At 40.3% G+C, this 13,447-nt stretch carries 16 protein-coding genes; 3 read left to right on the forward strand and 13 right to left on the reverse strand.

The genetic code is table 11. The annotated features are described in order from the left end of the window. Nucleotides 1-31: 31 nt before the first annotated feature. On the forward strand, nt 32-1,426 hold the full coding sequence (locus tag GJ691_RS04635) for a dipeptidase (RefSeq protein ID WP_154364236.1): 1,395 nt from the start codon (nt 32-34) through the stop codon (nt 1,424-1,426). A gap of 215 nt (nt 1,427-1,641) precedes the next feature. On the opposite strand, the gene GJ691_RS04640 is transcribed toward GJ691_RS04635, so the two are convergent. Beyond that, the gene (locus tag GJ691_RS04640) at nt 1,642-2,220 is read right to left on the reverse strand and encodes a PhnA domain-containing protein (protein WP_154364238.1); all 579 of its coding nucleotides are present in this window, start codon (nt 2,218-2,220) and stop codon (nt 1,642-1,644) included. 341 nt (nt 2,221-2,561) lie between these two features. On the opposite strand from GJ691_RS04640, the gene GJ691_RS04645 reads away from it, so the two are divergent. Then, nucleotides 2,562-3,662 carry a DUF4407 domain-containing protein gene (locus GJ691_RS04645; protein WP_154364240.1) on the forward strand — a complete coding sequence of 367 codons (1,101 nt, stop codon included), beginning with the start codon at nt 2,562-2,564 and terminating at the stop codon, nt 3,660-3,662. A 177-nt stretch (nt 3,663-3,839) separates the two neighbouring features. Here GJ691_RS04645 and GJ691_RS04650 read toward each other — a convergent pair whose 3' ends face one another. The 10 genes from GJ691_RS04650 to GJ691_RS04695 form a co-directional block, all read right to left on the reverse strand. Next, complete coding sequence (locus tag GJ691_RS04650) at nt 3,840-5,612, reverse strand: MutS-related protein (RefSeq protein ID WP_154364242.1); 1,773 nt, start codon at nt 5,610-5,612, stop codon at nt 3,840-3,842. A gap of 43 nt (nt 5,613-5,655) precedes the next feature. Then, nucleotides 5,656-6,129, reverse strand: coding sequence for a DinB family protein (locus tag GJ691_RS04655; RefSeq protein ID WP_154364244.1), 474 nt, complete (start codon nt 6,127-6,129; stop codon nt 5,656-5,658). Nucleotides 6,130-6,132: 3 nt separating this feature from the next. Continuing rightward, nucleotides 6,133-6,492, reverse strand: a complete 360-nt coding sequence (locus tag GJ691_RS04660) for an MmcQ/YjbR family DNA-binding protein (RefSeq protein ID WP_154364246.1) — start codon at nt 6,490-6,492, stop codon at nt 6,133-6,135. Between the two features lie 11 nt (nt 6,493-6,503). Beyond that, nucleotides 6,504-6,827 (reverse strand): Dabb family protein, encoded by a 324-nt coding sequence (locus tag GJ691_RS04665; RefSeq protein WP_246200114.1) that lies wholly within the window; start codon nt 6,825-6,827, stop codon nt 6,504-6,506. Between the two features lie 65 nt (nt 6,828-6,892). After that, the gene (locus tag GJ691_RS04670) at nt 6,893-7,516 is read right to left on the reverse strand and encodes a DUF4230 domain-containing protein (protein ID WP_154364250.1); all 624 of its coding nucleotides are present in this window, start codon (nt 7,514-7,516) and stop codon (nt 6,893-6,895) included. Continuing rightward, nucleotides 7,509-7,868, reverse strand: a complete 360-nt coding sequence (locus GJ691_RS04675) for a DUF4260 domain-containing protein (protein WP_154364252.1) — start codon at nt 7,866-7,868, stop codon at nt 7,509-7,511. Before GJ691_RS04675 ends, GJ691_RS04670 begins: the two co-directional genes overlap by 8 nt. 87 nt (nt 7,869-7,955) lie before the next feature. Next, the gene (locus GJ691_RS04680; RefSeq protein ID WP_154364254.1) at nt 7,956-8,708 is read right to left on the reverse strand and encodes a cyclase family protein; all 753 of its coding nucleotides are present in this window, start codon (nt 8,706-8,708) and stop codon (nt 7,956-7,958) included. Nucleotides 8,709-8,832: 124 nt separating this feature from the next. Further along, entirely contained in the window at nt 8,833-9,966 is a 1,134-nt protein-coding gene (hemW, locus tag GJ691_RS04685; protein ID WP_154364256.1) for a radical SAM family heme chaperone HemW, read from the reverse strand. Nucleotides 9,967-10,156: 190 nt separating this feature from the next. Beyond that, nucleotides 10,157-10,759 carry a crossover junction endodeoxyribonuclease RuvC gene (gene ruvC, locus GJ691_RS04690; protein ID WP_154364258.1) on the reverse strand — a complete coding sequence of 201 codons (603 nt, stop codon included), beginning with the start codon at nt 10,757-10,759 and terminating at the stop codon, nt 10,157-10,159. Between the two features lie 60 nt (nt 10,760-10,819). Further along, the gene (locus GJ691_RS04695; RefSeq protein ID WP_154364260.1) at nt 10,820-11,296 is read right to left on the reverse strand and encodes a hypothetical protein; all 477 of its coding nucleotides are present in this window, start codon (nt 11,294-11,296) and stop codon (nt 10,820-10,822) included. Between the two features lie 124 nt (nt 11,297-11,420). Here GJ691_RS04695 and GJ691_RS04700 point away from each other — a divergent pair, with 124 nt between their 5' ends. Next, nucleotides 11,421-11,936 (forward strand): DUF456 domain-containing protein, encoded by a 516-nt coding sequence (locus GJ691_RS04700; protein WP_154364262.1) that lies wholly within the window; start codon nt 11,421-11,423, stop codon nt 11,934-11,936. A gap of 12 nt (nt 11,937-11,948) precedes the next feature. Here the strand turns inward: GJ691_RS04700 and GJ691_RS04705 are convergent, their stop codons facing one another. Then, the gene (locus GJ691_RS04705; protein ID WP_154364264.1) at nt 11,949-12,503 is read right to left on the reverse strand and encodes a nitroreductase family protein; all 555 of its coding nucleotides are present in this window, start codon (nt 12,501-12,503) and stop codon (nt 11,949-11,951) included. Nucleotides 12,504-12,543: 40 nt separating this feature from the next. After that, a complete protein-coding gene (locus GJ691_RS04710; RefSeq protein ID WP_154364266.1) occupies nt 12,544-13,428 on the reverse strand; it encodes a LysR family transcriptional regulator in 885 nt (294 codons plus the stop codon). Between the last annotated feature and the right edge of the window lie 19 nt (nt 13,429-13,447).

A 13,447-nucleotide genomic window follows, 5' to 3' on the forward strand; every position in this document is an offset into this window, starting at 1 on the left:
GTATTTTTGAATTTATATCCAAACAAGAAACATGCAAAGTAGCAAAGAGTACGTAGAACAACATAAAAATCGCTTTTTAAACGAGCTCATTGAGCTGCTAAAAATACCATCGGTCAGTGCGGATTCGGCCTTTTCGCAAGACGTGATCAATACGGCCGAAGTAGTGGAAAAAGCTTTGGTCAATGCCGGATGCGACCTTGTTGAGCTCTGCGAAACCGATGGCTACCCCATTGTTTACGGAGAGAAAATCATAGATCCTTCGTTACCGACGGTCTTGGTCTATGGCCATTATGACGTACAACCACCCGACCCGGTAGAGCTTTGGGACTCACCTCCATTCGAACCTGTGATCAAAGAAACCGAAGAACACCCTGAGGGGGCTATCTTCGCAAGAGGTGCCAGTGATGACAAAGGTCAGATGTACATGCATGTAAAGGCTTTGGAATTCATGGTCAAAACCGATCAATTGCCCTGTAACGTAAAATTCATGATCGAAGGGGAAGAAGAGGTCGGCAGCGTAAATATTGCTACCTATGTCGCCAACAATAAAGAAAAACTTAAAAATGATGTGATCTTGATTTCCGATACCGGTATGATCAGCAAGGAATTTCCTTCCATTACCACCGGATTGCGGGGATTGAGCTATGTTGAAGTAGAGGTTACCGGACCCAATCGCGACCTGCATTCGGGATTATACGGCGGGGCTGTGGCGAACCCCATCAATATCTTAACCAAAATGATCGCCTCATTACACGATGGGGACAACCATATTACCATTCCCGGATTTTATGACAAGGTAGAGGAGCTATCCTCCGAAGAAAGGGCCGAAATGGCCAAAGCCCCTTTTGACATCAATACCTATCAAAATGCATTGGAAATTGAAAGTGTATACGGAGAAAAAGGGTATACGACAAACGAACGTAATTCCATAAGACCCACATTGGATGTCAATGGAATATGGGGCGGCTACACAGGTGAAGGTGCAAAGACCGTTATTCCCAGTAAGGCCTATGCCAAAATATCCATGCGTTTGGTTCCCCACCAAGATTGGAAAGAAATTACCGAATTGTTCGTAAAACATTTTAACGAAATCGCACCTAAAGGGGCAAAAGTGAAAGTAACCCCCCATCATGGCGGACAAGGTTATGTTACCCCAATAGACACCATCGCATACCAAGCGGCTTCCAAAGCCTATGAAACCACTTTCGGGAAAACCCCTATTCCACAACGTAGCGGAGGTAGTATTCCCATAGTTTCCCTTTTTGAAGAAGAACTGGGCAGCAAGACCATCTTAATGGGCTTCGGATTGGATAGTAATGCCATACACTCCCCCAACGAACATTACGGACTCTGGTACTATTATAAAGGCATAGAAACCATTCCCTATTTCTTTAAGTATTTCACTGAAATGATGGCCTCGAAATAATTAGAATCGATACCCCATTTTTACGTTTCGGGGATAAAGTCCAACCCTTTGCCCTTTGTTTATTTGGGCGTTACCCAAGGGTCGGGCTATTCGCTACAAGTCTTCACTGTAAATACAGTTCAGAGCTTTCCGCTACTATCCCTAACGCAAAACCTTGTTTTTAATGTAGATTCTTGCCGTTATAATGCCTGTCTCTACGATTTGGTTTTTAAACCCTAGATCTTTTTAACGTACTTCGTGATGATAACGATTTGCTGTGCACCTACCTTGCCCTCAATATATTCGGCATTTTCCCTATCCAAGGAAATACGTCGCACCGCCGTACCCTGTTTGGCCACCATACTGGACCCTTTTACTTTCAAATCTTTGATAAGGACCACACTATCCCCATTTTCCAAAATAACACCGTTCACATCCCTATGAACTACCTTCTCCGATTCGTCCTGACCTTCACCGGTTGCTTTGGCCCAGTTCAACAGTTCATCATCCAAATACATCATATCTAGAAGATCCTGTGGCCAACCTTCTGACTTCAATCTTGAAAGCATGCGCCAAGCGACAACCTGCACCGCACCATGCTCACTCCACATACTATCATTTAAACAACGCCAATGGTTGGGATCCATGGTTTCGGGAGCCTCAATCTGACCAAGGCAAGTATCGCACCCTAAAAGGCTGCCATCGATACCACCCGTCGATACTGGGGGCACTTCGTAGATTTTTAAATTTTCGGTCGCTCCACATAGTTCACATTTAGAGCCGCTTCTTGCTTGTAAGTCTTCCAATAATGCCATTCTGATAGTTTTTAAGAGCTGCAAAGCTACATATATTTAGGACAAATGGAATTTGGATCCACTTAAAATTATGACCAATCATTTTACCCTTTCTGAAAATGGAACGTTTTAAGAATAGAAAAATAATCTTCAGTGTTCTAAAACGGTTTGAAAAGCGATGACATTTATACAAATCTTTATGTTTTATCTTAAATTTTGCCCAAATTCTTCGATTTAGTAGGCTTTTCTGTAACAAAACATCATAGATGACGTTCTAATTATCTATATGAATCATCAATCAATATTGGAATTCCCTCCCAAGAACAATTCGAGGGTGGTTTCAATAATTAAATCGGAACACTATGTTACAACGTTTTTTTATCCTCTGCTCAGGGGCAGATGCTTCTTTGCTTTCTACATGCTCCCAAGGTGAACAGAATAAATATGCCGGCATCGGAGCTACTGTCTTTTTCACCGCGGTTATGGCATTTTTAGCCAGCGCTTACGCCCTTTTCACCGTTTTTGACACTATTTACGCTGCCATCTTTTTTGGACTCATTTGGGGATTATTGATCTTTAACCTTGATCGTTTTATCGTTTCTACCATTAAAAAACGAAATAGTTTTGGTAATGAACTATTACAGGCTACACCACGGATCATTTTGGCGGTGATCATTGCCGTGGTCATTTCAAAACCCCTTGAAATGAAGATTTTCGAAAAGGAAATCAATCAAGTGCTTTTAGAACAAAAGAACGAACTCACTTTGGCCAATAAAGACCAAATTGCATTACAATACAATCCTTTGATCGATAAATTGAATCAAGATATTATCGCATTGAAAGGTGAGGTAAACTCCAAAGAAGCAGAAACGAACGCTCTTTATGATACCTATATTTCAGAGGCCGAAGGTACCGCCGGAACCGGACTTTTAGGAAAAGGCCCCGTTTATGCCGAAAAGCGGGAGAAACACGATGCCGCCTTGGCAGAATTACAACAGTTGAAAGTTGCCAACACGGAAAAAATTACTGGTTTGGAATCCCAAATCGCCAATTTAAATGCCGAATATAATACGGCCGTAAATACTTCCCAGCCTATCATCGATGGGTTCGACGGACTCATGGCACGTATCAACGCCCTAGGTGAATTACCTTGGTTTCCTTCTTTCTTTATTTTTCTTTTATTCCTTGCGATAGAGACTTCCCCCATTATAGCCAAGTTATTGGCCCCTAAAGGAGAATATGACATTAAGCAAGAAGAAGAGGAAAGCATACTCAAGACATGGGTTACCCAAAAGGTAAAACAACGCGAACAGATTTTGTCAACCGATATGGCCCTGAACAATAAAATCTACAGTGAGATCGAAGAGGAAGAAGCCGTCTATGCCCATAAAAAGAAAAAAGCCGAAGAGCTTCTAAAACTCCAAGCCGATGCTTTTCATGATCTACAGGTGAAAGGCCTATGAATTTAATTTGGAATCCAGACTTTGAGATACAAGACCGTTGTGCTTTTAGAACCAATACTTTCGATAAGGGATAATCCACAAAAAGTCCGGTCTATTGATTCTTCTTTTAGTTCGCTCTCCGTATTTGGAATTTGGGATTTGGAGTTTGTCTAACATATCACGACTTGGATCTTGCTTCTATCTAACTATCTCCATCTTTTTGAGTAAAAAGGAAGCATTCATATTCTGGCAAACACCCTTTTTAAGCGTATAGTCAAAATGAAGTTCATTGTTGATTATCTCGGCGTCGAAATAGAAATTCCGTACTTGGGGCATATCATCCGCTGCCTCACACAAACTAAGATCATGGGTAGCAATGATCCCCGTTGATTTGGAAGCGACCAGTTTTTCAACGAATTTTCTGGAACCAATAGCCTTGTCGGTACTATTTGTGCCTTTTAAGATTTCATCCAATATGATGAAATAACGGTCTTTTTGAATTTCATCCACTATGAACTTCAAGCGCTTCAGTTCAGAGAAAAAGTATGATTCATCATCTGCCAGGGAATCGGAAGTTCGCATACTGGTAATCAGCTTTATCGGGGAGTACTCCGAATGGGTGGCACATATCGGCAAACCTACATTGGCCATTACAATCTGTAGGGATACTGTTCTTAAAAATGTACTTTTCCCCGCCATATTGGCCCCGGTAATGATAAAGAACTGTTCTTTATCTATCTGAAAATCGTTCAAAACACTTTTATTCGGATCTAACAAAGGATGGCCCGCCTTGGTCGGTTTTAAAACCACGTCCCCGTTTGTAATCTTAGGATAACAATAGTTCGGATGGTTAAAGGCACAATTGCCCAAACTATTATATGCATCAAAAAATGCGACCACGTTGAACCAAGATTCCACTTCATTACCATGACCTTCTATCCATTTTTCCAATCTAAAGGACTGTCGTAGATCCCACAGCAAAAATGCATTTCCCAAAAACCCGAAAATCATATTGTTCCGCTGGTCGAACGCATTCAAAATTTTTGAGAATTCCCCTAAAATCTTCGATGTTGAGACTTTATCATGCAAAATCACGGCCCGCTTCTCTTTCAATAAATCGGCCTTGAATTCAGTGTTTTCCAATTGCATTATCAATTTTTGATACTGATGGAAGGTACTTTGAACCTTTGAAGTGTCTGAGGAGAGTTTGTTTATTTTTTTTAAATAGCCCCCGGTAATACCCAAACCAAGGAACATCCAAAACACCAGTCCCCAACCATTAAGCAGGTCAATAAAATACAGGGAAATCAGAACGATTGAAGCCAATGAAAAAACAGTGGGCAAAAAGGACATGTATTTAGGCACAAACACCTGGTACCCTTTCAGCCATTTAACGATGAGATTAAAAGGTGTCTCCGTTTTTACGAGGCTTGCCACGGCAGAAAACCCTTGTCTCCATTTGGGCATTTGCCCCAACTCCTTGATAGCTTCTTGTTTGGCCTTAATATTCTCGATATCATTAGACAACAAGAGAGATGATAAATACCCGCTCCCTTCTTTCAATGATGTTCGATTGGCATATTGATAAAATGAACCTCTCCCAAATAGGTCTATATCCTTACAAAAATAATGGTCGTCCCTATCAAATTCCTTACCATCTGGCAAATCATGGAACTTTCTTCGCAACACTTCAATCTCCGTAGTGTTAATTCGTAGCAATGCCTTTATCCTATCCCGTTTGTATTGCAAATCGGTATGTCTTGAAACCAAAAAAATGAAAAGAACAATCGTAACAATGACTATCCCCGCCACTAGTTTGCCATTCCCAAAGGCAAAATAAACACCAAAAGCCGATAGGCAAAAAATGGCCAAGCGTAACATACTAGAGGCGTACAATCGCTTTTTTACTTGGGACAACTGAATTTTATATTCTGAAATCTGTTCGTTATAGAACTTTAAGGGTTCTTGCATTGGGGCAGTAACTTATTTAGTATGTAAAGATAAGTAAACCTACCTAGCTTTTGGCCATGGAATTCAGCATTGCTATCTGACCCAAATGATAAATATCGTGTTGATGCAGGCTTCTTAAAATAGGTCCGAATTTATACTTTTTACCGGGTACCGTTTCATTGAGTAAATTATCATCGCACTTGGCCAAATGCTTTAGGATTTTCTCCTGGTTGTTCCGAATCATATTCAACAGCGCTTGCCATTCCTGCTCTTTATTGACCGTGGTCACGGTCCAATCATTCAGTTGATCTATAATGATATCATAAGCGACATCTCCCTCTAATTTCTTGAGGACGAAAATTCGCCAGTTGATCATATGCTGCAATAAAACGGCAATGGTCTTTTCACCATAAACCTTGTCATTCACGACCCGCCAATCAATGCCATCCAATTTTTTCATGACCGAATCGCCATACCATGGTTTGCCATCAAAACATTCCTTTAAATCCTCTATTATGTATTCTAAATTCGTTCGCATAACTTATTCCAAACCATCAAATTCGGTTTTAAGCTTTCTGGTAAATTTTGAGACCACCAATACGTAGGAATGGTCAATCAAATCCATTATCAACTTCTTCGGTAGATTTTCCAGCATAATGGTATTCCAATGCACTTTGCTCATATGATAGCCCGGTAAAATATCGCCGTCAAACTCTTCCCTAAGGGCAATGGCCCTTTCCGGGTCACACTTTAGATTAACTTGGGAGGGAAACCTTTCCAAAGTAACCAAAGCGAACATCTTACCCATAACCTTGAAAACCAGGGTATGCTCATCAAAAGGAAATTCCTCTGTTATTCCTTTTTTGGCTATACAATATTCCCTGAACTCCTCTATGTTCATAATACAAATACCTAAATTCCCTTGGAATCGTAAACAATGACCTTTGACCAAAGGTGACCCACTTCCTCTATGAATAATTTATGTGGGGCTTCGTCTTGATATTTTTGTTGGGCTTCCGCAGATTCGAAAGTAACGATCAACGAATACGTAAAAGAACCGTCGACAACATCCCTACTCGCCTTTGGGGGCCTTCCTATGTATTTGGTCTTTGCATATGCCGAATTATCCATGAATTTCTGTAAGGAAGTCTCAAAAGCATCACGGTCTGCTTGGCTCTCCGGATGCTGTAACCAAAAATAAACCGTATGTGCAAAATTCGTGTCAAAATCCCTCATAGTGTCATTTTTTTGGCCATATGCGACTATACCAAAGATTAAAAAAAATACCGTCATCAAAGTTTTCATAAATCCAATAATTTCTTCTGTTTCCCCTCAATTTTCAAGGCCGAATAATCCAATTTCCAACCTATGGTCTCAACAATCTTCTCAATCAAAAGTACCGCCTCCAAAGCTTCCCGTTTTGCGGTTTCCATAAGTCCACTTTCCGGTATTTTTTCCATGATATGCTTTCTGGCCTCTTTATTCAATGATGTCAAGTCATTTGGGGTAAAGGTATTGAAGAGTCCGTTTTGTATGTCATAGAATTCCAGTTCGGGTTCTATTGAAATGACTTCAGGTTCCGGAAAATTCGTGAGAATGATTTTCTTTTTGTCATTATCGGCATGCATCAATATCTTCTGAAGATCATACCCGATCAAAGCCTTGGCATTAATGACAATAAGGGCCTTCTTTTTACTGCTCACCAAACTTAGGAAGCGCTCCTTGGTGTTTTCGTACTTATAAATTTCGGCAAAATCCCCTTCCACCGAAATAAGTTTACAAACACTTCTTATTTTCTCCAAAAGCACGGTTGATTGGTGCTCTGTCAGTTCCTTGCTTTTCTTTTTCCTGAACATGGAAAACATCCAATACATAAGGATGGCCCCTAAAATAAGTCCAAGAAATATCTCTAATATACTATCCATTTTTATTCCCGATTTCCCCTAAATGGGTATACTTAAATCCTTTATTATATTTTAGGCCATAACCCAATGCCCTATCCAAGGAGGCATGCGAAAATAATATTATCCCTGCCAACTGAATGATGGGTGACGAAAAAAACATTCCGGCAAAGTATAAAAATATGGCCAAACCTTTATGATGAAAAAGATTATAGGTAAATGCCCCGATCTTCTTACCGAACAAATACCCTGCCATTCCTATATCGGGAACTAAAATCAAAACCAAGAACCACCACCATTGGTAACCCAACAACCCGAACATGAATATTCCAAGAATAAACATCATCAACTCTTCCAATTTAATCAATGTCTTCATCTACTTACTTTTTAAGTTATCGGGATCTAAGCCTTGATCAGGTAACCGAGGCATCTCCAACGTCGTGAAGGCTTCGCCCCCACCTTTTCACTGTTCTATATTCCTGTACAACACTGGTCTACTTGGTGACGCATCGTTCTCAAAAGGTGCTACCTGTAAATTAAGGAAATAGGTACCATCCTCAATACTATTGGGCACAAAAATAAACTCTGTGATCGTTGCCTGCTTTCTCATTTTACCATCAAAATCCCAAAATGCCCTATGGGCCAGTAACTCACCGCCGTCCCTTTCCTTATCTATTGAAGGAAGGTCGATCAACAAATGTTCAATGCCCTTATCAACCAAAAACCTGGCAGCTTCCTCGGTTACATATGGGGGATTTGTTTTTGAGTACTGCTTGGAGAATTTATCCCTAAGATTGGGTAATGTTCGAATGATAATCGCATCCCTTTTTTTATTCCCAAAGGCATATTGCAGCTGTTTTTTCGAAATTATAAAATCATCATTGAACTTTTCCGGGGCAATAGTAACCACCTCAGCATAAAAGAAATACTGATTCAGATTTTTGTTGACCGAATGGAATTCCTCGGTAATATGCCCTACACATTCGGTATGCGTGACATGTGAATGCGGGTTGAACCAAATATCATTGAAATTAACAGCGGCCCCTTTGGAAACGGCACCGATAAAATCCCCTTCGGTATGCGGTTCTATACGGGGATGTTCAATATACCATGCATTTACATCGGATGCTTCCCCTTTCATAGGTATTGAAATATCAATGGGTTTCGAAAGATCTATCGTATGGTTCCTGTTATTGACCTTAACTGTTGCAATCATAAAAAAATGCCTCGCCGAGTGAAATCGAGGCCTTGGAGTTTAAGGGTTTTGGTTATCGACCCCACTCGAACCGACGAAAACCGAATCTTTATGTTTTACCGACATCACATCAAAAACACTTTTGTCATCCTAAGTTAACCATAAACAAATCACTGGCAATCCCATCGACCAAGAACTTTCCTTTTTTGGTGGCTACCAGTTGTCCTTTCGCTATGGTCAACAAGTCCCTATCTACATATTTTTTTATCTGTTCGGTAATATATACAAGGTATTTCTCACCAAATTCAAGCTTTATCCTATCCAGAGAAACACCCCAACTTGTACGCAGACCGGTCATTACATATTCATTGTACTTATCGGTTCGGGAAAGTTCCTCACTGGTCATGGGCAATTCACCTAGATCAATGGCCTTTAAATATGTTGGATTATTGCTGATATTCCAACTTCTACGCTCCCCGTCATAGGAATGTGCCGACGGACCTATGCCCATATACTTCTTACCTAGCCAATAGGAGGTGTTGTTTTTTGAATAATACCCTGGTTTACCAAAGTTGGATACCTCATAACAATCATAGCCTTGATCGGTCAACGTTTCATATAGTATTTGAAAATGCCGTTGCGCCAAGGCATCATCGACAGGAGGTATCAATCCTTTTTTAATAAAACTGGCCAAAGCGGTCTTAGGCTCAACTGTCAAAGCATAGGAAGAGATATGGGGTATACCGAAAGAAAGGGCCTTTTCTATGTTCTGTCGCCATCGCTCATTGGACATTCCCGGGATTCCATAAATAAGGTCTATGGAAATATTATCGAAAAACTTTACCGCTTCCGCTATACATTGCTCCGCTTCTATTGCATTGTGTGCTCGGTTCATCATCTTCAGGTCTTCCTCGAAAAATGATTGAATCCCAATACTTAAACGATTGACCTCACTTTGGGACAATTGCACTATTTTCCCATTTGACAAATCATCAGGATTGGCCTCAAGGGTTATTTCCGGGTTTTCAGCAACCTTATAATGCGATTGTACAGTAATTATCAAATCGTTGATTTCGTTCGTATCTAAAACCGATGGGGTACCACCACCAAAATAAATGGTCCCTACCTCTTCATCCTTGAATTCGTCCTTACGCAAAAACAACTCCTTTTTTAAGGCCTCGAGCATCGAATCCTTCTTCGCCATACTGGTCGAAAAATGGAAATCACAATAGTGACAGGCTTGTTTGCAAAAGGGAATGTGGATGTATATGCCGGACATAATTCAGTTTTCAATTAGCAATTTTTAGCCTTTGCTTATTCTTGTAGTTTTCAGAAAAGAACACCATAATTTTCAAGGCAAACTCATATGATTTATCCATTGGGTGATGGTTCCTCAATCTAATTGTTTATTGTCAATTCTTATTGTTTACTCCCAACTATTTATTGTTCACCACCAACTGTTGGCTTATTCAACTCTTCTTTTTACGCAGATTTACAATTGGTGTATTTCCAACTCCCCCTTTGGGGGTCGGGGGGCTGTTCTGCTTTACAAAGGCATCCCAACCTGAATAGCTTTTTCCGATGTCTATTTTACCCTCGTTGTAAAAATGGCAAACGGCAGCTGCCAGTCCGTCGGTGCTATCCAGATTTTTGGGTAAGGATTTTAAACCAAGAGTACTTTGAAGCATTCGTGCCACTTGCTCCTTACTCGCATTTCCGTTACCGGTAATGGCCATTTTTATTTTCTTGGGCAGGTATTCGGTAATGGGGATTTGCCGCGATAACCCTGCGGCCATTGCTACCCCTTGTGCGCGCCCCAACTTCAACATCGATTGTACGTTTTTTCCGAAAAACGGGGCCTCAATGGCTATTTCATCAGGATGGTACGTATCGATCAGCTCAATGGTACGCTCAAAGATGAGTTTTAATTTGGTATAAGGGTCTTTATATTTTTGAAGTAATAATTCGTTCATCTGAACGAATTTCATTTGCTTGTTTTCTACTTTTATAAGTCCAAAACCCATAATCGTGGTTCCTGGATCTATTCCCAAAATGATTTTTTCGTTGGACAAATTTTATACTATTAATTGTTAGAAAATTACGTTGGCAAACTTACACCGGAATTATTGAAATTAATCCGCACTGAGAACAATAGGTATCCTAAATTTTGCCTTTACCGGGATACCTCTCTTCAATGCTGGTGCCAAGGGCGGTAAATTCTTCAGGCTTTGCGAAATAATACCATCGAATTCGGGCATAAAATCATTGATGGTCCTATCCTTTGCAATATTGAGTACGGTCATTTTACCCTCTTGATCCACTAAAAAATCTACCTGAACTATTGTATCCATATCAGGACCAATAACAAATTCATACCCATTTAAGGTAGCTGCCATATGATTGAGTAATTCCGTTTCAAAACACTCTTTTTGAAATGCTTTTGAGGTTGATTCATCACAATTTTCAAATAACGGATAATTGTCTACATCGTTCCAATCTATGGCCTGCATTTCCTTATTGACCAATTTTTGGGTCTTTGCCTCCTTCGATTCGAACAAATCACAGGAAAGGCAAGAGCATAAAAGTAGTATGGTGAAAAACTTTCTCATGAACCCAATTTCAAGGGGGAAATTACGATTTTTTTGGGGAAATTTATCTTGACGAACCCCCAATAAATAAAATAAGACATGTAACAATTACCCCTTATCTTCGTCAAACGATAAATACTATTACATGGATATTGCTTTACTGATTTTCGGATTTATTTTTATGTTGATCGGGATTCTTGGGAGTTTTCTTCCCGTTTTGCCCGGTCCGCCTATTAGTTGGATCGGACTTCTACTATTATACCTGACCAAAGCCATACCTGATGACTGGGTCTTCTTGGGCATTACCCTCGTAATTGCACTTGTTGTATTTGCGCTGGATTATATTATTCCCGCCGTTGGGACCAAAAAATTCGGAGGCACAAAAGCTGGAATGCTCGGAACGACCATAGGGTTGTTGGTTGCCTTAATTTTTCCGGTTTTAGGACCTTTCGGTATCATCATATGGCCCTTTATCGGAGCATTGGTGGGGGAACTTCTTAACAAAGCGGATAAAAAAACGGCCACAAAGGCCGCTTTTGGTTCTTTTATAGGATTTTTGACCGGAACCTTTCTAAAATTCATGGTCACCATCGTGTATCTAGGTCTTTTTATCGCAACTGCATGGGAATATAAAGGAACATTGTTTCCTTACTTCAATTAAATATTCCCAGAACTATTCGAGCCAAACGACTTTCTCACTTATTGGTTTTCTTGTGCCTCTCGAGAGTTCTTCCTCATAATAACCCATGTATAAAAATCCGAGGCACTTCTCCCCTTCGGCCAAATCAAAAAATTCATCCATGAAATCAATAAGTGGTGGAGAACTCCAATAGCAACCTATACCCATTTCAGTACAGGTTAGCCACATATTCTGAACGGCCATGGCAACGGCAGCCACTTCTTCCCATTCGGGTACGGATTCCTTGGGGTCCCTTTGCATACATATCGCAATCACGGCAGCGGATTTAACGGGATACGTGCCTAACTTTTTAATCTTTACCTGTTGAGGGCGTTCCGCAATTTGCTGATACTTTTCAGATAAGAACTTACCCAATTTTACCTTTGCCCCACCTTGAAGGACCTTAAATCTCCATGGCTCTGTGTTTTTATGGTTAGGGGCCCAATTCGCGGCCTCTAAAATCTGGTCCAAATTCTTTTTCGGAATGGCCATATCTATATACTGTGGAGGAAAGACCGAACGTCTGTCCTTGATCAAGTCTTGAATCATGTTTTTTTATTTAGGTTCTAAAACTACTATTTTCCATGGCTTACTTCAAAAGTAAATCCACACAATTTTTTAAAACTGGATTGGGGTTGTCCTTTTTCCATATTACGGATAACAATGCCCGTTGGTCAATTTGTTTCAATTCAATGAATTTTACCCGCATTCGAAAACCTGATTGCAAGGCAGTGGGTACAATGGCTATACCAAGATTATTCTCTACCAACTTAAATATGGTATGGGCATGTACTGTTTTGTGCGAAACCTTGGGCACGAAACCGGCATCGGAACAAATACTCATGATCGTCTCATAATAAAACGGACTGTACTCCTTGCTGAACAAAATGAAATTATCATGGGCAAATTGATGCATTCCCTCATAATTACGGGTCAGCATGGGATAGCTCTCCGGTAACACCAATGAAAACGTATCCTCATAGACCGTTGTCATTTGCAATGCCGCCGGAACCCTTGACAACCGTACAAACCCCAAGTCCAATTCATCCTTTAAAACAGCCTCGACTTGATCCGTATTGGGCAGTTCCTCCAATGAAGTTTTTATTTTGGGGAATTTGTCTTTCAAATCCAACAGTAGGTTAGGGATTACATTATGCATCGCAGAACCCAAAAACCCGATTCGAATTTCTCCAGAGTCCCCTTCGCCGATCAACTGCAATTGCCTTTTCATCTCTTTTATCTGATGGAAAATATCCTCCGTCTTATTCTTTAGATAATGGCCAGCAGGAGTAAGTACTACTTTTTTCTTATCGCGTATAAAAAGCTGAACTTCAAGAATTTCCTCCATTTGTTTAATCTGCCTACTTAATCCCGGTTGTGAAATAAACAACTTCTCAGCAGCTTTTCTAAAATGGAGTTCCTCTGCCACTGCTAAAAAATAAGTAAAATGTCGAAGTTCTAATTGATAACCCATAATTATTATAACGTGATAT

The organism is Maribacter luteus (assembly GCF_009674825.1).
GTDB lineage: Bacteria > Bacteroidota > Bacteroidia > Flavobacteriales > Flavobacteriaceae > Maribacter_A > Maribacter_A luteus.

What these genes read in the sequence shown, in the direction of transcription:
- GJ691_RS04675 (WP_154364252.1), bottom strand. Translation starts at nt 7,868, where the DNA reads ATGAAGACATTGATTAAATTGGAAGAGTTGATGATGTTTATTCTTGGA.
- GJ691_RS04700 (WP_154364262.1), top strand. Translation starts at nt 11,421, where the DNA reads ATGGATATTGCTTTACTGATTTTCGGATTTATTTTTATGTTGATCGGG.
- GJ691_RS04670 (WP_154364250.1), bottom strand. Translation starts at nt 7,516, where the DNA reads ATGGATAGTATATTAGAGATATTTCTTGGACTTATTTTAGGGGCCATC.
- GJ691_RS04660 (WP_154364246.1), bottom strand. Translation starts at nt 6,492, where the DNA reads ATGAACATAGAGGAGTTCAGGGAATATTGTATAGCCAAAAAAGGAATA.
- GJ691_RS04655 (WP_154364244.1), bottom strand. Translation starts at nt 6,129, where the DNA reads ATGCGAACGAATTTAGAATACATAATAGAGGATTTAAAGGAATGTTTT.
- GJ691_RS04650 (WP_154364242.1), bottom strand. Translation starts at nt 5,612, where the DNA reads ATGCAAGAACCCTTAAAGTTCTATAACGAACAGATTTCAGAATATAAA.
- GJ691_RS04640 (WP_154364238.1), bottom strand. Translation starts at nt 2,220, where the DNA reads ATGGCATTATTGGAAGACTTACAAGCAAGAAGCGGCTCTAAATGTGAA.
- GJ691_RS04635 (WP_154364236.1), top strand. Translation starts at nt 32, where the DNA reads ATGCAAAGTAGCAAAGAGTACGTAGAACAACATAAAAATCGCTTTTTA.
- GJ691_RS04695 (WP_154364260.1), bottom strand. Translation starts at nt 11,296, where the DNA reads ATGAGAAAGTTTTTCACCATACTACTTTTATGCTCTTGCCTTTCCTGT.
- GJ691_RS04680 (WP_154364254.1), bottom strand. Translation starts at nt 8,708, where the DNA reads ATGATTGCAACAGTTAAGGTCAATAACAGGAACCATACGATAGATCTT.
- GJ691_RS04705 (WP_154364264.1), bottom strand. Translation starts at nt 12,503, where the DNA reads ATGATTCAAGACTTGATCAAGGACAGACGTTCGGTCTTTCCTCCACAG.
- GJ691_RS04665 (WP_246200114.1), bottom strand. Translation starts at nt 6,827, where the DNA reads ATGAGGGATTTTGACACGAATTTTGCACATACGGTTTATTTTTGGTTA.
- GJ691_RS04645 (WP_154364240.1), top strand. Translation starts at nt 2,562, where the DNA reads ATGTTACAACGTTTTTTTATCCTCTGCTCAGGGGCAGATGCTTCTTTG.
- GJ691_RS04710 (WP_154364266.1), bottom strand. Translation starts at nt 13,428, where the DNA reads ATGGGTTATCAATTAGAACTTCGACATTTTACTTATTTTTTAGCAGTG.
- hemW (WP_154364256.1), bottom strand. Translation starts at nt 9,966, where the DNA reads ATGTCCGGCATATACATCCACATTCCCTTTTGCAAACAAGCCTGTCAC.